Source organism: Cupriavidus sp. CP313 (genome assembly GCF_054072015.1).
On record NZ_JBSVZB010000066.1, the window covers coordinates 1 to 18,615 of the forward strand.

Here is an 18,615-nt window from a genome sequence, read left to right on the forward strand (position 1 = left end):
GGCGCTCGCCCGCCCTCATTCCGTCCGCATCGCATGATTTCGAGCTCACAGCGGGACCTTTGTCTTCAAACCTGATTTATGCAACAAGGCCCTTCGAAGCGAACGGAATCGCTGAAGCCCTGAAGGCTCTCGGTGTAGCTATACCGATTGTCCTCGTGCTGATCCTTACCGGAATTCCGTTTCTGGGGATCTCAGCCGCATACGCCATCCTGGCGAAGTTTTCTCTCGGGCTGCTTCTCGCACTCGGCCCCTTGTTTATCGCTGCCGCGCTGTTTCCAGCAACCCGAAAGTTTTTCGAGACATGGACGGCACAGTGTCTGAACTACGCGTTCCTCACCGCGCTCTTCGCCGCCGCGGCCGCAATTGAAGTCCAATTTGCCACGTCGATCCTCCGGAAAGACGAGGGCTATGTCATGGGCATCGTGGACGCATACGTCCTCGGCGCAATGGGGTTGGTGTTCATTGTGGTCTCACTGAATCTCCCCGGACTGGCTTCGGCGTTGGCTGGTGGGGTGGGCATCTCCACCATGACCGGAAAGATCTCCACCGCCGCCAATATGGCAGGGAAGCTTGCCAATGCCTTCAAAGGAAAGGGTGGTGGTGGCGGCGGCGGCATAAGCCCGACCTAGCGCGAATCACTCGGAGTTAATCCAATCATGAAATCTCTTGCTCTAGCACTCGTGCTGGTGCTGGCTCTGGCCGCCTGTACCGCACCGAAACCACCTCAACCGACTGGCGATTGGGTGCCGGTCAACCAGGCCAAACTCAACTCCGGAGGGGCTCAGTGATGCTCCGACTCTTCACACGCAAGGCCGCGACTGCCGGTGCGCCGGCCCTTGCTGACCATGCACCGGCGGCGGCTAAAGCTGGTAAAGAGGCCGGTGCGGACGCCGCTGGCTTCAACATGGCCAAGTGGTACATGGATCAGGCGCTGCAGTTCGAGAAATCGAAGCTCGAGAGCGCCAGGCGCGAGAGCCGCATCGCCTGGCGTCTTGGCGGCGCGTGTGTCGCCATCGGCATGGTTGCCATCTTGAGCGCCACGGCCCTTGTGATGTTCAAGCGGCCGAATCCCCCGGCGATTCTGCGGCACAACACGGTCACGGGGCAGGTCGATGTGCTCAACGTGGTGGCCGACGGGCGCGTAAGCTTCGGCGAAAAAGCGAACCGGGCGGATCTGCGCCGCTACCTGGAGATGCGTGAGAGCTACGACTGGGAGAACATTCAGTCGATGTTCGATGCGGTCAAGCTGATGAGTGCGGACAAGGAGCGCGACCAGTACATCAGGTTCTTCAGCCTGCCGAACGCGCCGCAGAAGGTGCTCAAGGACCAGGTGCGCATCATCGCGCGCGTCGGCGTGATTACGTTCGTGGGCTCGACGGCCCAGGTCTTCTTTTCCAAGGAGATTATTCCGCTGACTGCCGGCGCAGCACGCAAGCCCCCGCAGTTTTGGGTAGCCACCATCGCCTATCGCCACGACAACCTGCCGGAGAAGGGCAGCGAGCTGGAGATCAATCCCACCGGCTTCAAGGTCACCAGCTACACGGTTGACCGCGACTGGAGCCGGTCGGCGGATGTATCGCCGGCACAGGCCGGCGCCACGGCACCCACCAGCTCGATGGGAGGTGCGCAATGACCGCCGTGAGCAAATCCGTCCTCCTGGCGCTGGCGCTGGGCACTGCGGCGGCGACAGCGCCCGTGCATGCGCTGCAGCGCCCGAATCCTTGCGGTACCGACGAGCGCGTGCGCTGCGGCTACTACGACGCCAACGAGGTCTACCTGATCCAGACCCGGCCTGGCAACGCCACGATGATTCAGTTCGAGGAAGGCGAGGCCATCCAGGACAACAGCGTGGGCTTGGGCGACGCCAAGGCGTGGAAAGTGGGCGCCGGTGGCAACTGGATCCTCCTGAAGCCGACGGTAGTGGACCCAGATACGAACCTGCTGGTGGTGACGAATCGCCGGCGCTATACCTTCCAGCTGGCCACAGCGCCGAAGGGGACCGCCGCCACCTGGTCGCTGTCGTTTGACTATCCCGACACGCGGGCTCGCCTTGCGGGCGATGCCCAAAAGCGTGCGTCGCTGGCCGCGCAGGCGAGGGCCGCTGCAGGCGACGTCAGCACGCGCCGCAACCAGAACTACATGATGCGCGGCGACGCGGCACTGGCGCCCACGGCGATGTGGGACGACGGCCGTTTCACCTATCTGCGCTATGCCACCAGTCGGGATCTGCCGGTGGTCTTCCGCCTGCAGCCGGATGGCAGTGAAGCGTTGACCAACACCCACATGGATGGCGACACCGTGGTAGTGCACGAGACCGCGGCGCAACTGGTGCTGCGCCTGGGCCAGGCCGTGCTGGGCATCCGCAATGACGGCTATACGCCGGATGGTCAATACAACACCGCCGGTACCCCGGTGCCCGGCGCCGTGCGCGTACTGAAGGGAGTCGAACGTGAGTAATCGCAACGAGAACGACTGGGCTCTCGGTTTGGCCACCGCGCCCGCCGGCGACGGGCAAGGGGATCGCGGTACGCCCCAACTGACGCCCATGCGCAAGAAGACGAACGTCAAGACGCTGTGGATTGTGGCGATCGCGGTGCTGTGCCTCGCGGTTGCAGCTTTCAGTGTGGCGCGCTTTGTCGATACGTGGACCAAGGAGCAAGATCAGAAGCGCCTCGATGCCCGGAACGCGCCCAAGGCACGGTCAACCGATTCGGGCCACGACTTCGGCACGGACAAGCGTTTGGCAGAGCAAGAGAAGGCCGCGGCTGCTGCGGCCGTGGCGGCAAAGCTGCCCCCGCCATCGGGTGCGCCGGCCGTTGGCATGGCAGGCACGCCGGCCATCGCTCCTGCAAATGGGAATGGTCCAGATGGTGGCATGCAAGGCGGCACGCGACCTAGTACACAGGTGACTGCTGCGTCCGGTCCGCGCGTGGAGACACCGGCCGAGCGGCGCCTGGCTGGTGAGGTCTATGTGTCTACCGGCCTGGCGACCAGCAATGGCCGCCAGGCCGGTGCAACGACAGCGCCGGCTGCGCCGGCATCACCGGCGCAGCTGAACGGCAGTTCGGCCGGTGGCCAGGGCGGGGTGCGTACTGCCGGCAGCCTGGAAGACCGTCTCACGCCGTCGACGCTGGCTTCCGTGGTACCGAACCGGTTGCCAAACCTGGACTACTTGCTCAAGCGGGGCACCACCATCCCATGCGGCACGCGGACGAAGATTGTCACCACCTACCCGGGCATGACCTCTTGCATCGTTTCGAAGGATGTCTATTCGGCCAACGGCAAGACCTTGTTGCTGCGCGCCGGCAGCGAGGTCACGGGCGAGCAGCGCAGCGCCCTGTTGCAGGGCCAGGCGCGCATCTTCGTGCTCTGGTCGCGCATCGACTTGTCCGATGGTGGCTCAGTCGCCCTGAACTCCCCGGGTGCCGATGCGCTTGGCGCCAGCGGCCATGAGGCGTATGTCGATACCCACTTCTGGCAACGCTTTGGCGGTGCATTGCTGGTGAGCCTAGTCAGCGACTTCGGTAGTGCGCTGAGCAGCAAGTCCGTGGGCAGTGGCGATAGTCAGATTTCGTTCTCGAGCACGGCATCGTCGACCCAGTCGCTCACCACCGAGACGCTGCGCAATTCGATCAGCATCCCGCCGACGGCGTACAGCAACCAGGGCTCGCAGATCAACATCTTCGTGGCCCGTGATGTCGACTTCAGCCAGACCTATGAACTCGTCCAGTAACTCGTCCAATAGCGTCGTCGTGGATTACGACCAGAGCGTGACGGTGCGCAGCCTGCTCAGGGCCAGCGGCCTGGCGCATTTCATGGAGACGCCGGGGATCACCGAAATTGCAATCAATCGGCCTGGCGAAATTGCGACCGAAAGCTCAACCGGCTGGCAGCGACATGATGCGCCGGCTTGCACGCTGGACATGTGCCGCAAGCTGGCCAACGCGCTGGCCATCTTCAACAAGACACATATCTCGCCGGCTGATCCGATCAAGCCGGTGCGCTTCCCCGACGGCCAGCGCGGCCAACTGGCCGTGCCGCCGGCTTGCGAGCCGAATACGGTCTCACTGACCATCCGTCTGCCCAACCCCGTGCGCTTGGGCTGGGAGGATTACTCGCGCAGCGGCTTGCTTGACGGCTTCCATGACATGGCAAGCCGCGCGGAGTCCGTATCGACCCTCGTTAGCCAGGTCCAGTTGCAGGACGCGAGGGATGTAGCCACGCACACAAGCGTGCCGGCTAACGTCACGCTCGCTAGTTTCGTGCACGAAATGCTGGCCGCCAAGGCGCAGCGCGATCTGAAGCGCTTTTTTGAATTGGCCATCGAACACAAGCTCAACATTGTGCTGGTGGGCGGTACCGGGTCGGGCAAGACGACGCTCATGAAGATGCTTGCCGACATGGTGCCGCGTGATCTGCGCGTGGCCACCATCGAGGACACGCATGAGCTGCCGCTGCCCCACCACTGGAACCGGGTCCATCTGTTCTATGGCGACACTCTGCCGGCAAAAGAAGTCGTCAAGTCCACGTTGCGGATGAAGTTCGACCGCGTGTACCTGGCGGAGCTGCGCGGCGACGAGACGTGGGATTACCTGACCCTGCTCAACACCGGGCATCAGGGCGGTATGACCACCGTACACGCGAACGACTGCATCTCTGCATTCTCACGCATCGCGACGCTCATCAAGCAAAGCGCGGTCGGCCAGACACTCGATTGGAACTACCTCCTGCGCGAGGTCAAGATGACCGTGGACGTCGTGCTCTTCCTGGAAAGAAAACGCCTGACGCAGCTGTACTACGACCCGGTTGAGAAGTGGAAGCTGCAGCGGGGGCTGGCATGAAAAAGCGCATCAAGATCGTGGCCGGCGGTGTGGTGGGCGCTGGCGTCCTGGGCGGCCTGGCAGTGGCTGGCCAGTACGCCGGCGCTACCGTGTTCGCCCAGCTGCAGCACCTGCCCGCTTCGGCAGTTGGCATCTTCACCCTGCACGACTATTGGATCGCCTATGGCTCCATCCCAGAGGTGAAGCGTGCCTTGGCGGCCTCGAGCGCGGTGGCGGCCGTGATTCCCGTGGCGCCGATCGTGCTGGGCTGCATTGCGCTGTTCTCCAAGAAGGACCGCGAACTGCACGGCAGTGCGCGATGGGCCAAAGCGCACGAGATTCGCAAGATGGGCCTGCTCGCCCACAAGGGCAAGGAAGCGCCGATCATCGTGGGCATGGTTGGGAAACAATACCTGCTTTACTGGGGCCAGCAGTTCGTGATGCTGGCGGCGCCGACTCGCTCAGGCAAAGGAGTGGCCATCGTCATCCCGAACCTGCTGACTTATCCGGGTTCGGTGGTGGTGATGGACCTGAAGCTGGAAAACTACGGTTATACGTCGCGCTACCGGCAGCTGTGCGGGCAGAAGGTGTTCCTCTGGGCACCGTTTGACGAATCCGGTCGCACACACCGCTGGAATCCATTCGCTCGCATTGCCGCCAGGGCCGAGAACGCCCCGCACCTGTGCGTGGACGATGTGCAGGCGATCGGGATCAAGCTGTTCCCAGGCACGGATCCGAAGCAGCGCTTCTGGGACGAACAGGCCCGAGATCTTTTCCAGGGGCTGGCGCTCTACCTGATCGCCACACAGGGCCGCTGCTCCTTCGGCGAAGTGCTGCGCTTGGGCACCGGCGACGGCGACACCCGTGCGCACCTGAAGAGCCTGATCGAGGACAAGGCACTCACCGGCCTACTCGCCCCGTATTGCCAGAATGCCCTGCGTCGCGTGGCATCTGGCAGCGCCGACGTGCTTGGAAATGTGGTGGCCACCTTCAACGCGGGGATGCGACTTTTCAGCAACCCGCTGGTCGATGCCGCCACCAGTGACTGTGATTTCAAGATTGGCAATGTGCGCCGTGAACGTATGTCGATCTACATCGGCATCCCCGCGAATCGCCTGGAAACGGCGCCTTTGCTGGTGAACCTGTTCTTCTCGCAGTTGATCGAGGAGAACACCACCGTGTTGCCCGCGCAGGATCCGACCCTCAAATACCAGTGCCTGCTGATCTGCGACGAATTCACGTCGGTCGGGCGCATCAACATCATTGACAAGGCCAATGCGTACATCGCCGGCTACAACGTCCGCTTGCTCACGATCATCCAATCGGTGGCGCAGCTGGAGCCAGATGCCCTGTATGGGAAGCATGGCACACGCACCCTGGTGACCAACCACGGCCTGAAGCTCGTCTACCCGCCGCGCGAAGATGAGGAGGCCGCGGCATTGGAGAAGTCGCTGGGCTATTTCACCGTCAAAGCCAAATCGACGGGCCGCAGCCGTGGCAAGTCCTCATCCAGCAGCGAGAACGTCTCGGATCAGAAGCGCGCGCTGATGATGGCGCAGGAATTGAAGGAGATGCCTCAGGACGAAGAGATCATCGTCGGTCTGGGCAAGCCTGTCCTGGCCAAGAAGGCGTACTTCTACAACGATGCGTTTTTCATCGACAAGCTGAAGGCGATCAGCCCCACGCTGCAGGCATTGGTGTCGCCCAGCGAAGACGACTTCAAGGCCGCGCTGTTCTCCGGCGAGCTATGCACAAAGGACGTGCCGATCAATGACCCGCTGGCGTGGATGCGACGTGTCGCCAACTTGCGCGGTGCTGCAGCAAAGCCAGGCGCTGCCGTGGTCGACAAAAGCGATATCTCGCAGGCACTCGCAGAGGCCATCCGGGCGGACGTCAGCGCCTTTGTTCTGCAGGCCACCGGCATCAATATCGCCCTCACCAATCAGATGGTGGCGGCCGACGACGTGCCGGCGCAGAACGATGTGGCTACCGCGCCGGTGGCAACTGCCGCATAAGGAGGATCCATGGCAAAGACACGATCGGCCAGGCAATACTTGGACGTGCCCTATGGGGAGCGGCAGATCGCCCGCAAGCTCGGCGCGAAATGGGACGGCAAGCGTTGGTCTGTCGGCCCGAACGCAGACCCAGAGAAGTTGCGCCGATGGTTCCCGGATAACGGCGCTGCGATAGATGCCCCGGGGCTTTCGCCGGAGGTGCAGTTCGCCGATGCCTTGCGCACGATGGACTGCGTCGTGGATGGCGAGCACCCGATCATGGACGGGCAGAAGCACCGGATTGCGACGGTTGGGGACAAGGGGACGGAGAAGTCCGGCTTCTATGTCGGCCACCTGGACAACCCGCCGGCGGGCTACATCAAGAACAACCGCAGCGGCCTGGAGATGCGGTGGAAGGCCAAGCGCCAGACGCACGAGTCGGCGGCACCCGGCATTTCACGGGAGGAGGTCGAGCGTAAGCGCGAGGCCGCACAGGCGAATGCAGAGACACACGAGGTAACCGCCGAGCGCGTGGCCCGGCGTCTGTCCCGGCTGATTCTGCCTGCGCAGCCCACGCCGTACCTGGTCAGCAAGGGGGTGCCAATCAACCAGGGGGTGCTGACTGATCGGGACGGCCGCACAACCTACGTGCCGGCGTACGACGTCACCGGCAAGGTGTGGACGCTGCAGACGATCGCCGAGGACGGCACCAAGCGCTTTGCCGCGGACGGCCGCATTGAGGGCTGCTTCCACGTCGTCGGGGGACTGGCGAATCTCGCCAGCGCGCCGGCGCTGGTCATTGGCGAGGGTTACGCCACGATGGCCAGCCTGTCGGGTGCGCTGGGCTATCCGACCGTGGCCACCTTCAACTCCGGCAACCTGTTGCCCGTGGCACGGGCACTGCGCGAAGCCTTTCCCGACAGGCCGATCGTCGTCGCAGGCGACGACGACTTGGCCACCAAGGCCGAGATCGGCATCAACCCGGGCCGCAAGTATGCAGAGGCGGCGGGCGCTGCCGTTGGCGGCCTGGTCATCTTCCCCAAGTTCGCACCGGGCGAGCAAAGCCCGGACTCGAAGGACTTCACCGATTTCAACGACCTGGCCACCAAGAGCGCCGTCGGCGCCGCCGGCATGGCCGAGCAGGTGCGTCGCCAGGTCGGGGCCTGGATCACCCGTCATCAGCAAAGACATCGCCCGGCTGTCGCCGAAACCACTCCAAAAGGACCCAATATGGATGCACCGAACGCAAGCCAGCCGGAATCGGCCGACACGACTGACCAGCCCATCGAGCGCGGCCAGCTGGCCGCCGAGCTGGAGCGCATCGACCGGCGCATCACCAGCGCCGCGTCGGGCCAGGATGCCGGCCTGGCGGCGCAAGAGCGCGAGCAAGCCATTGCAGTCATCGAGGCCGCCATGCAGGTGCGTGACGTGGATATCGAAGGCGACGACCCGGCAGCACGGGCCGCCGATCGCATGCTTGAGCCCCACCAGATGGCGGCAATGAGTGCAGCGCGCGCGCTGGCGCTGCACGACAGCCCCGAGGCACCGAATCCGTTCGCGCACGAGCAACTGCAGCGTGCCTATGAACACGAGCGGGCCTTTGCAGCCCAGCAGAAGGGGGCGGAGCCAGCTCCGGCCGACGCGACGCCGGCGGAAGACTCGCCTGCTACCGATGTGCCTGAGGTGGCCATGCAGGCCAGACCCGACCAGGCAGCCGATCAGCTGGCGCCGGCCCGCGGCACTACTGACACGGGGGACCAGTTGACGTTAGTCCCTATCGAGGGCGATACGCAAGCCACTGGCAGTGTGGAACCGGCCACCATTGTTCCCACGCTCGCGCCAGCGACGGTCAGGGTGGAAAACAGCATCGAGGGCGTGGCACAGGTCGACGTGGAAATGCCGGCACCGCCGGCACCCGCGAGCCAGGCCGCAAAGAATGCGCCGGACGCCCCCAATGTCGGCCCTTGGCGAGCCGCGCTATCCAAGGTGTTTACCTTCAAGCCTGTGGCGCCGGCGTCGGTACTAGTGACCCCTACCGCGCCTAGCCCGGCGCCGGGCGCCGCCGCATCCGTTGTCGCCGGCGGGAACGTGTCACGCGCACCCGCAAGCAGGCAGGGTGGCAAGGCCAAGATGGTGCTGACCAAGACGGGCTACGACGTACCGGCCGGCGTGGCGTCGCGCTACGTGGTGCAGGAAGGGAAATTCTGGCTGGCAGCCGGCGGGGATCCGTCCAAGACGCAGCACACGGACCCGCATTTCGAGGACAAGGGGCCGCGGCTGGCCACCGGCTCCGACGACCGCACAATCGCGGCAGACATGGTCGCCGTGGCGCAAGCCAAGGGCTGGAGCACGGTGAGTTTGACGGGCACGGAGGATTTCCGGCGCAATGCCTGGATCGAGGCCGGTCTGGCGGGCCTTGAGACCAAGGGCTTTGCGCCAAACGAGCGCGATCTGGCCACGCTCGAAGTAGCACGGCGTGAGCGCGACACCCTGCGTATCTCCGCTGGCCAGGAACGGGCGCCGGCGCCACCGGAAAACACGGTGACGGCAGAAGCACCGGCGCGAGAGCGGACGCCCGAGCCGGCTCCGGTGCCACCGATTGGTCTGGACCAGTTGCGTGAGTCTCTGAAGGTGGCGATGGTGGCCAGTGGCGTCCCCGAAGCCGCGCAGCAGACCGCGCTGGATCGCCTACCGCTACTGGTCGCTGTCGGGCGCGAAGCCGAGACGGATTTGGCTGCCCGTGGGGAAGTCACCGCGCCCGCCCTGCAGGCGGCGATTGCCACCAGGCTTGAGCAAGCACCCCGACCTTCAATGGAGCCTTTCGCGCCGGCGGCCCCCGTTGCCCCGCAGCCCGAACGGACGCCACCCCAGCACGCGAAACCCGAGCCCCAGCACGCGCGGTAATACGAACCTAGCCAGAAAGGAAGACATGATGAGAAGCAAGATTGCCGTGATCAATTTCTCCGGTAACGTCGGCAAGAGCACGGTGGCCCGTCAGCTGCTACTGCCGCGTATCCCGGATGCCCAATTCATTGCCGTGGAGACTGTCAACGCGGATGAGCGCGCGGCCACCGGGGAAGAGGCGTTTCGAGGCAGGGAATACGCTGCGGTGCAGGAACGGCTATTGGCCGGCGCTGCGACAGTGGTGGATGTTGGCGCCTCGAACATTGAGGAATTCATCAACCGCATGAGCCAGTTCGATGGCTCGCACGACGACTATGACTTGATCGTTGTCCCAACGGTACCGGCGACCAAGCAGCAACGCGACACGCAGGCGACCATTGCCGCCTTGCAGGATATCGGTGTGCCGCCTGAGAAGATCCGATTGTTCTTCAACATGCTCGAGCGCTCCGCGGGTACGACGCTGGAGAAGGTATTCGAACCGCTGTTCAAATTTCACGCGCGAAGCGGAGCGTTTACGCTGAATCCTGCAGCGGCGCTTTATGAAAGCGATATCTACAGCCTGTCGGCCGAACTCAAGCGCTCCATCGCCGATATCTATTCCGACACCACCGATTACAAGGCGATGATCGCCGAGGCCGGCAGCCCGGCGGAAAAAGCACGCCTGGCAAAGCTGCTCTCGTTGCGCCGTCTTGCCACTGGTATCACGCGGGAAATGGACGTCGCCTTCGCAGCGCTGATGGGGTGAGCGATGTCTGTCGATGCGGTATCCACAACAGAGGCGCCGGTTCCCTCTAGCGCGCCGAGCAACGCAAACGGCCTGTCCGCTGAGCTGAGGGATGGCTTGATGGCGGAGATCCTCGGCGACGTGCACGGGCTGCACAAGTCAGTGAAAGACGCGCTCGCCATCTGGAGCGACGCGGACACCAAGGTCGCCGGCGCGGTGCAGGATATGCGGCGCTGGTCGGTGGAGCTGGCCAGCACACGAGAGCAATTGATGGCCAACCTTGCCCTGCAGGCCACCGCGCAGTCGCGGGCCGCATTCCGCGAAGAATCGGCGGACTTATCCGCGCAGATCGCCAGTCTGGTCAGGCAACGAGAAGATGCGCCCCCCAAAGACTCGCGCCAAATTGCCGTACTGGCGGCAGTGGCGCTAGCTACGGCGCTTGTCTCGGTGCTGACAACGCTTGCCGGCATCTGGGTGATGTTGCATTGAGCCATACAACGTACTTGTAGGCCCTGGGACGCAGTGCAACGGCGTGCGTTGCATGCTTGACGCTGAGAGAGTGATGACCGAGCAGCTTATAAGGAAACGCGGCCGCAAGCCGCGCGGCGACATCGCCCTGGACAAGCCCATCAGCGTGCGCCTGTCCGGGCAGGCGCGCGCTGAGTTCTTGGCGAAGGTGAAGGCCTCGGGCCTGACACAGGGCGAGTTCTTACGGGAATGCGTACTGGCCAACCGCACAACGATCGTGGCGCGCTCGCGTTCGCAAGCTGACGTAAGGCAGGTGCTATTCCAATTCCACAAGGCAGGCAAAAACCTCAATCAGCTGGCACACGCAGCAAACAGCGCGAGGCTCGCCGGCAAGATGAACGAAGCGCTGTGGCAGTCCATTCTGTACGCGATTGAAGTACTCATCCTCGAATTCAAGGCCCAGCTCAATCGTGTTGATTAGGATCGATCGCCGCCACGATGGCGTTAAAGCCTACCTGGAGCATGGCCAGAAGAAGGGGCGTGATCAATCGCGCGACGAGCTGGACGAGCGAGTCGTTCTGCTCGGCGATCTGGATTTCGCGGACGCGGTGATCCAGTCGATCGACGCGGAGCCGAACGTTTCCCGGTACGTCACCGTCACCCTCAGCTTCAAGGAAGACGAGGTGGATATCGGAACCATGCGGGCGGTGGCGGAGGAGTTCGAAGCATTTGTCTTTTCCGCCTATCGACCCGATGAGTACGTGGTGTATGCCGAGGCCCACTTGCCCAAGGTCAAGAGCTATGTCGACCAGAAGACTGGCTTGCTGGTCGAGCGCAAGCCGCACATTCACATGGTGCTGCCGAAGATGAACCTCATCTCCGGTGGTAGCTCTGAGCCGCTGGGGTACGTCATCTCTAACATCCCCTATATCGATGCCATTCAGGAGCACCTGAATGCCAAGTATGGCCTCGCCAGTCCAAAGGACAATCGTCGCGTGGCGCTGACGGATGGATCCGAGATGATCGGCCGCTACAAGGGCGACCTGTTCACCGTGCACCATCGTGCGCTCAAAGAGCAGATCCTCGATGCCGTGCTCGACCGCAAGATCGAGCGTTACGACGATTTCATGGCCATGCTGGCCGAGCACGGCCAGGTACGCACGCGCAATGTCGGCCGGGAGGATGCCTATCTGAACGTCAAGGCGCTTGGCGCCGACAAGGGTGTCAACCTGAAAGACTTCGTGTTCTCGCGCGCCTTCGTCGAGGCCAGCACGGCGGACAAGCTGCGCCAGCTCGGCGCCGACATCAAACCAGTCTACGAGGACAGCGGCGCTGCCCGCGAGGCCGCACCCGAGATCCCGACGCTGCTGGCCGAGTGGCACGCCACCCGGGCACGCGAGATCAAGTATCTCAACAGCGGTAACAAGCGGGCGTATGACGCCTATCAGGAGGCTTCACCTCAGGACCGCGAGCGCACGCTGGCGGCCCTGGAGCGCAGCTTCTACGCCAAACACAAGGAGCTTTACGATGAGTCAGGATCAGCCGCCCGAGAGTTCGCCGAACGCGAGCGACGTCTTCGGCGAATGGGACGCGTATATGCATTCAAGTCTGGTCCAGGCGGACGCGCCGACGGACCAGCCCCCGCACCCCGATACGCTGGAAAGCCCGATCGGACTGGGCGATCCGCCGGCGTCCCCGACGCCGCGCGCTTCGGCCGCGAGCTTGCTGGCGGCGGCCAGCATCCCAGCCTCGGTCCTGGGGCAACTCGATCCCTCGCGTCGACCCCGACCCTCAACAGTGTGCCAACTCTGTCCGGCTGCCCTGTGGCACGTGTCGCCCAACCAGGTGCGGTGCTTTTGCCGGATCATGCACCTCATCAGCTGGAGCACGGAGGAGCCGAATCCGCTGACGCACTGCGACGGCCTGGCGATCGCGAACCAGGAGGGGTAGCGCCTTCGGTGGCCCCATTGCGGCCGACTGGCCGGGTCGCCGATTCGGTCATCTCCCAGCTCATGCGCGACGCCCGGGAAGCCAAGGCGCAGCAGCTGGCCAGCGCGGATCCCGACCTGGTGGCGATGCGGCGCTCACTTGACGCGCGACGGCTGCTGGCTGAGCTATCGCACAGCCACGGCGTGCTGCCGGATAAATATTCGATCTGGAAGGGCCGTGATGGCGCCGACCGGATCCGCTGCGGCAAGCGCAGCTACAACGTGGCCGACTTCCTGACCAAGGAGCTGAAGCTACCTTGGCGAGACGCCGCACAGATCCTGCGCGACGCCCATGGCCGCCAGGCCGGAAGAGCCAAGGTGCTGGCCCCCAGGGCGCTGCCGCAGCCCGCCCTGTGGGGCGAATACATGGCCGCGCGCCTTGTGCGCGCCCATGCACGGAGTGATACCTCCAAGGGTCTTCTGGACGCGCAGCGCACCAGGCGCGCCGCTATCCTGTCGGAGTTTGCCGCCACGCGGGACCGGATTAAGGCCGATCCCAGCCTGTCAGGCTCTGGCCGTCGTGCTGCGCTGTCCGTGGCCAGGATGAAGCGCCTGCAGGCGCTGCACGACGCGACGACCGCCAGCCGGGCCGAGCGCGCAGCGCTGGCCAGCCGGTACAGGCCCCAGACCTTCGCTCAGTTTCTGCAGGAGCGCGCTCAGGCGGGCGACGGCCAGGCGCTGGCCGAGCTGCAGCGCACGTACGTCCCTGCTGCTGCCAAGCGGGATGGCAACTGGATCTCCGGCATCGAGCCGGAAGCGAATGCCATCGTCTTCCATGCGCCTGCCGTTACCTATGCCGTCGCCAGCAACGGCGATGTGACCTACCGACACGACGGCCGCGACGTTGTGCGCGACCAGGGCACCGCGGTGAAGGTCCTGGCCCTCGATCGCGCTGCCATCGAGCTGGGCTTGCGCCTGGCACAGGCCAAGTTCGGCGGCACCCTGGAACTGGCTGGCTCACCAGCGTACCAGCTCGAAGCAGCCCGTATTGCCGCCGAAGCCGGGCTTGCCGTGCGGTTCTCAGAGCCGACGCTCAACGACGCCATGGACGCGTGTCGCATCGAGCTGGTGGCCGCACGCGTCGACGCCTTGGCCAGGCGGGCTGCACCACCGGCCAAGACGCCATCCGTTCCGGCCGCACCTGCAGTCTCGCGCGACGCGGACAGCGCAGCACCTTCCCCCGATCCCGACGCCCCATAGCGCTAGTGATCGACGCGACGATCCCCTCTCTCGCTGCGCATCCGCCACCACCTGGTGGCGACACTGCCCTCCCGTTCCCGCCCAAGCTTGGCGCCGGCGGGATCCCGCGCGTGCTGATGGCCCTGATCGAGGCCCTTGATCGTTATCTGCAGGGCCCCGGCAGTACGCTCCCCAGCCTGAACGCCGCCAACGGCAGCCACCGGCAGCAGCGCACGGAGCGGCGCGTGGCCTGCATTCGCTTGCTCAGCGCTCAGGTCAAGTACGTCGACCTGGTGAGCCTGCGCGTCGGCGTGCCGCAGCACGGCGGCGACTTCCTGAATCTGACTTTGCGCTTCCTGGCTAAGCAAGCCGGCCTGGGCCTGCGCCGAGCCGAGCGCGCGCTGGCGGACCTGCAGCGCGCCGGCCTGGTTGGCGTCTGGCAGCGCTGCCAGCAGACCGACAACGGGCAGTATCGCGGCCTGGCGGCCGTCAAGCGTCTGCCGGCGGCCCTCTTCGGCGCCTTCGGCCTGGGCAAGTGGCTGCGTCGCGAACGCACCAAGGCGCAGCTGCGCGCGCAACGTCGCGACGTTAAGGCCGCCAAAGTCCGGCGCCAGGCCGAGAAAGAACGCGCCCGTGGCCAGCTGCTGCAGGCGGGCGTGGCCACCAGGCTGCGTCGCCTTGGCGTCGGCCCGGCGCGACAGGCGGCCGCGGCCGCACCGAACGCCAGCGAGGCCGCGCAGTTCGAATACGAACGTGCAGTACAGCTGCGGGCTGCCGTCCTTTGGGAGCAGCATCCGGAATGGGGCGACGCGCGCAGAGAACGCGCCTACGCGCTGGCCAGGGCCGAACTGCCCCCGCCCGGTTCCCTCTCCTAGCTCCCCGCAATTCCCTTCCGACCGGCTCCGTCAGCCGGCAGCGCTGCCCATGCGCACCTGCGGGCGCCGTGCGCCCACATTTGCCTCCATTGCACAACGGCGGCCGCTCTTTCGCGCGGCACTGGCCACCAGCTGCCGGCACTGCCTCCACGGGTGGCCAGATGCGTGCTGCGCGCGCGCTTTCCGCCAGGCTGGCCACCGATAAATGTCGGCTGCCTTCGCTGTTAAGTGTCGGCTCTTAGTCACAGCACATGTATCAGTACGCCGCCGCCTTCGGCGGCTGGACGACCCGATCGACGGCACTGCGCGCCATTGCCGCCAGGCTGGAGGGGCATCGGCGCCATCGCCGAACAGCGCGCCGTAGGCGCAAGACCGATGGCTTGCCAGCGAGGGTATCCAAAGGGATTTCCCTTTGGGCACGATATGGAAACGAAAGGCGCGAAGCGAATTACGTTTACATATCCCTCGTGCCTCTCGGCGCTATCGCCTATATCAAAGCTACCTCAAACTTTCAGCGCCTTTCCTTCGATTCACTCCAAAAATACGGCAGGAGTACTTCAGATTGCGGCATCAGTACGACTCGATTACGATGGAAATACATCAAGACTACGACAGCGCTTCCATGGACAAAGTCGCACTAACCAGCGAGCTTCAATCGCTCGCCATTGCGAGCACCGGCCGGTCACTCGCTGCTCGCTTTCGGGAGGTGTATGACGACGTAGAGGCGGCGTTGTTCGCAGGAGTGCGCCGACATGCCATACGCGATGCTCTGGCCAGGCACGGGATCGACATCCCGATTCGCGCGCTGGACCAGCTGCTATACCGCGAGAGAAAAAGCCGCCGCGTAGGCAACGCGGTCACCCCGCAGTTGGATCACGCGCAGCCCGTCAAGCTTTTAGAAGAGGGGGCGGCTACGCCGCGATCTGGCCGCCAGGAGGCGACGCGCGCGCCGGCAGCAAAACCAAGCCACGCCCTTGCAGCCGAACGCGACCAACGACCGCTTTACGTCGCGCCAACACTCCCAGACGACTGGATGACAGGGAAGTTGACACCTGAACAGGCTAAGTCGCTGACGCCTGCGCAACGCCAAGCCAGACGCAAAGCCCAAGAGGATCTTTATTTTCCAAATCCGTATGACCCTCTCCCCAAGGCCGAATGACCATGGGGAGGGCCTCAAGCTGGAGCACAATGCCCGGCCGGGCCGGGCATTGAGTAGCAGTAGCGGGTCAGCCTTTGAGCTTGCGCATTTCCTCCGCCAAGACCCAAAGCGCACGATTGAGCTTGACGCTCTGGTCGATGCCCTGCACCGGACGGGTGGACACGCGCTTGCCGGCTGCATTGCGGCCGCGCAAGCCGCCACGGACCATGTTTTCCTGCGCTCGGTTATAGGTTGTCCACAAATCGCTGGCCACATCTTCGGCGCGGCGCGGCGTCAGAATCTGCGATTCCGTCACCGGCGCTGAGAGCGTGCCGTCTTCTCGTTCGTCGTAGCGCAAGGCGAGCGCCGCGCGCGCGAAAGCTTGTTGCTCGCCAGCGTCCAGCGTCACGCCCTGCATGCCTTCCTTGACCTCGCGCACCAGGTCGAAGCCATCGAGCACGTCAAAGGCGCCCTGCACTACCTGGGACACAATGTCGCCCTTGTGAGGGATGCGCATGTCTGCCACGGTGTTGCCGCAAACCAGCCCATTTTTGCAGACAAATCGGAACAGCCCAGCCATCATTTGATAGCTGCTGGTGCCATCATGCGAGTTGATCAGGATGATCTCGTTAGCCTCGCGCGCTTCGATCTGGCCAGCATGGCGCAAGCGGATCATGTGCTTCGTATGCTCGCGCCGCTCCTCGTCACGCACGCGGGTCTGGCACACCATGAAGGGCTGAAATCCTTCTTTACGCAGCTCGGCCAGCACGGAAATGGTCGGGATGTAGCTATAGCGCTCGGAGCGGCTGTTGTGCTTGTCTTCGCTGAAGATCGACGGTGCCACGGCACGAATCTGGTCATCGGTCAGCGGCGTAGCCGACTGCAGCGAGGGGGAAAAGCGAGCAAAGCGGGAAGCGAGTTGCATGTTGATTCTCCTGGGAATGTTGGGACGCCTGCTTAGCGGGTCATGCCTGCTCTTTGGTGGGCCTCGGAGGGTGCGGGAGGAACGCCCGCGTTGTGGGTGGTGTTGGTGTTGGGGATGGTCGTTGCGCTCATGGTTTCGTCCTTTGCCTTTCGGCCTGTTGCATCTGCTCTTCGGAGCCGCCTCGGCGCATGGGTAGCGCTGGCCGGGCCCAGTGCAAGGGCACGCCCAGAAGCCGCACTGCGGAGCGCAGCCGCAGGCGAGCACCGAACGGGAGAGGACGTGGCGAAGCGGACCCTTGTGCTGGGCCTGGTCAGTGCTATGCGTCGAAGAGAGGCGGCCCGGAGGGCAGAGGCAACGCGCTTAGGCCGAGAGGCAAAGGATGGAGCGCGACGACCGGGTTATCCCCGACAGCGACACCACGGCGCGGGGCCGTAGGCCCGACGCCCTCACCTGGTGGCCCAGCCACCAGGCTCGACGGCGCCGGCTGCAGCCGGCAGGGCGCAGCCCCGGCAAACGGCAGCGCGCAACGCCGGTGCGGCCGGCGTGGAGGCGTCAGCCGACCGAAAGGAGGGAAGGATGGAAGCCCGGATGGGACGAGACCCGCGCTGCGGGGCTCGATGCGTAGCACGGCAGCCCGGCCCGCAGCGCAGCGGAGGGAGACGCCCTAGACAAAATGTATTGACCTGCCGCACCAAGGTGTTGCATGACACCCCGCGAGGCTCCACACATTGGAGCGTGCGCTCGGCGCGCCGAGGATACTGGCATTTCCAATAGCTCTGTAGCGAGATACTTCTCTCTGTTTGGTGTGCATCCGCATCGCGCCAAGAGCTTCAAGCTGTCGAGCGATCCATACTTCATTGAGAAAGTACGCGACATAGTCGGTTTGTATCTCAGCCCGCCTACGAACGTATTGGTCTTGTGCGTGGACGAGAAGAGCCAGTACCAGGCGCTCGAGCGCACACAGCCTGTATTATCCATGGGCTTGGGATACGTAGAGGGCGTCACGCATGATTACATTCGTCACGGCACCACTACGCTATTCGCTGCACTCAACGCCGCCACCGGCGAGATCATTGCGCAAGGCATCGGCACCAAGAGTTCATCTCGTTTCTGAACCACATTGATAAGGCCGTTCCGCAGCGTTGGCCGTCCACATGTTCGCGGACAATTACGCCTCTCACAAGCATCCCAAGGTCAAGGCCTGGCTGGCCAAACGCCCGCGCTATCACATGCACTTCACGCCGACGTACTCGAGTTGGCTCAATCAGGTCGAGCGCTGGTTCGGATTAATCACGCAGCAGGCAATCCGCCGCGGTTCGTTTGAGAGCGTGCGCCAACTGGTCCTGCAATTACAACACTACGTCGAGCACTACAACGTTCACAAACGTCCCTTTTCCTGGACCGCTACTGCAGATTCGATCCTCGCCAAAATCGAGCGTCTATGTAAAGTTGTTTCTGGGACGCAACACTAGTGTCCTGAGTCAGAAATTCATTGCATTATTGATATCGCCTTGTACTCTGCATTGAAGGCACACACAGGGCGAGGCAGCGATGAGAGGGAGACCGAAGGCGGAACTGATTTTGAGTGAGGCCGAACGCG

14 protein-coding genes and 1 pseudogene are annotated in these 18,615 nt (G+C 64.0%); 14 read left to right on the plus strand and 1 reads right to left on the minus strand.

Annotation, left to right across the window (positions count from 1 at the left end):
- The 13 genes from ACW4E8_RS40355 to ACW4E8_RS40415 form a co-directional block, all read left to right on the plus strand.
- Positions 1-629: type IV secretion system protein (locus ACW4E8_RS40355; RefSeq protein WP_456809585.1), on the plus strand; the 629-nt coding region annotated here is incomplete at its 5' end.
- A gap of 158 nt (positions 630-787) precedes the next feature.
- Entirely contained in the window at positions 788-1,633 is an 846-nt protein-coding gene (locus ACW4E8_RS40360; RefSeq protein WP_456809586.1) for a virB8 family protein, read from the plus strand.
- 5 nt (positions 1,634-1,638) lie between these two features.
- Complete coding sequence (locus ACW4E8_RS40365) at positions 1,639-2,457, plus strand: TrbG/VirB9 family P-type conjugative transfer protein (protein WP_456809587.1); 819 nt, start codon at positions 1,639-1,641, stop codon at positions 2,455-2,457.
- Positions 2,450-3,733 carry a type IV secretion system protein VirB10 gene (gene virB10, locus ACW4E8_RS40370; RefSeq protein ID WP_456809588.1) on the plus strand — a complete coding sequence of 428 codons (1,284 nt, stop codon included), beginning with the start codon at positions 2,450-2,452 and terminating at the stop codon, positions 3,731-3,733. Before ACW4E8_RS40365 ends, virB10 begins: the two co-directional genes overlap by 8 nt.
- Complete coding sequence (virB11, locus tag ACW4E8_RS40375; protein ID WP_456809589.1) at positions 3,717-4,841, plus strand: P-type DNA transfer ATPase VirB11; 1,125 nt, start codon at positions 3,717-3,719, stop codon at positions 4,839-4,841. The genes virB10 and virB11 overlap by 17 nt, the downstream gene beginning before the upstream one ends.
- Entirely contained in the window at positions 4,838-6,835 is a 1,998-nt protein-coding gene (locus ACW4E8_RS40380) for a type IV secretory system conjugative DNA transfer family protein (protein ID WP_456809590.1), read from the plus strand. Before virB11 ends, ACW4E8_RS40380 begins: the two co-directional genes overlap by 4 nt.
- 39 nt (positions 6,836-6,874) lie before the next feature.
- On the plus strand, positions 6,875-9,718 hold the full coding sequence (locus ACW4E8_RS40385) for an LPD7 domain-containing protein (RefSeq protein WP_456809591.1): 2,844 nt from the start codon (positions 6,875-6,877) through the stop codon (positions 9,716-9,718).
- A 28-nt stretch (positions 9,719-9,746) separates the two neighbouring features.
- On the plus strand, positions 9,747-10,463 hold the full coding sequence (gene stbB / locus ACW4E8_RS40390; RefSeq protein ID WP_456809592.1) for a StbB family protein: 717 nt from the start codon (positions 9,747-9,749) through the stop codon (positions 10,461-10,463).
- A gap of 99 nt (positions 10,464-10,562) precedes the next feature.
- Entirely contained in the window at positions 10,563-10,931 is a 369-nt protein-coding gene (locus tag ACW4E8_RS40395) for a hypothetical protein (RefSeq protein ID WP_456809593.1), read from the plus strand.
- A 73-nt stretch (positions 10,932-11,004) separates the two neighbouring features.
- Positions 11,005-11,391 (plus strand): plasmid mobilization protein, encoded by a 387-nt coding sequence (locus ACW4E8_RS40400; RefSeq protein WP_456809594.1) that lies wholly within the window; start codon positions 11,005-11,007, stop codon positions 11,389-11,391.
- Entirely contained in the window at positions 11,381-14,098 is a 2,718-nt protein-coding gene (locus ACW4E8_RS40405) for an LPD7 domain-containing protein (RefSeq protein ID WP_456809595.1), read from the plus strand. Before ACW4E8_RS40400 ends, ACW4E8_RS40405 begins: the two co-directional genes overlap by 11 nt.
- Before the next feature lie 116 nt (positions 14,099-14,214).
- Complete coding sequence (locus ACW4E8_RS40410) at positions 14,215-14,952, plus strand: hypothetical protein (protein WP_456809598.1); 738 nt, start codon at positions 14,215-14,217, stop codon at positions 14,950-14,952.
- Between the two features lie 562 nt (positions 14,953-15,514).
- The gene (locus tag ACW4E8_RS40415) at positions 15,515-16,111 is read left to right on the plus strand and encodes a hypothetical protein (protein ID WP_456809596.1); all 597 of its coding nucleotides are present in this window, start codon (positions 15,515-15,517) and stop codon (positions 16,109-16,111) included.
- Positions 16,112-16,178: 67 nt separating this feature from the next.
- Here the strand turns inward: ACW4E8_RS40415 and ACW4E8_RS40420 are convergent, their stop codons facing one another.
- The gene (locus ACW4E8_RS40420) at positions 16,179-17,015 is read right to left on the minus strand and encodes a DUF932 domain-containing protein (RefSeq protein ID WP_456809597.1); all 837 of its coding nucleotides are present in this window, start codon (positions 17,013-17,015) and stop codon (positions 16,179-16,181) included.
- A 699-nt stretch (positions 17,016-17,714) separates the two neighbouring features.
- Between ACW4E8_RS40420 and ACW4E8_RS40425 the strand changes: the two are divergent.
- Positions 17,715-18,487 (plus strand): annotated as a pseudogene (locus ACW4E8_RS40425) (IS630 family transposase); the annotation flags it as partial.
- Positions 18,488-18,615 lie beyond the last annotated feature (128 nt).

Coding starts and splice junctions, on each gene's coding strand:
- virB11 (WP_456809589.1), top strand. CDS start 3,717: ATGAACTCGTCCAGTAACTCGTCCAATAGCGTCGTCGTGGATTACGAC.
- ACW4E8_RS40360 (WP_456809586.1), top strand. CDS start 788: ATGCTCCGACTCTTCACACGCAAGGCCGCGACTGCCGGTGCGCCGGCC.
- stbB (WP_456809592.1), top strand. CDS start 9,747: ATGAGAAGCAAGATTGCCGTGATCAATTTCTCCGGTAACGTCGGCAAG.
- ACW4E8_RS40395 (WP_456809593.1), top strand. CDS start 10,563: ATGGCGGAGATCCTCGGCGACGTGCACGGGCTGCACAAGTCAGTGAAA.
- ACW4E8_RS40400 (WP_456809594.1), top strand. CDS start 11,005: ATGACCGAGCAGCTTATAAGGAAACGCGGCCGCAAGCCGCGCGGCGAC.
- ACW4E8_RS40380 (WP_456809590.1), top strand. CDS start 4,838: ATGAAAAAGCGCATCAAGATCGTGGCCGGCGGTGTGGTGGGCGCTGGC.
- ACW4E8_RS40410 (WP_456809598.1), top strand. CDS start 14,215: ATGGCCCTGATCGAGGCCCTTGATCGTTATCTGCAGGGCCCCGGCAGT.
- ACW4E8_RS40420 (WP_456809597.1), bottom strand. CDS start 17,015: ATGCAACTCGCTTCCCGCTTTGCTCGCTTTTCCCCCTCGCTGCAGTCG.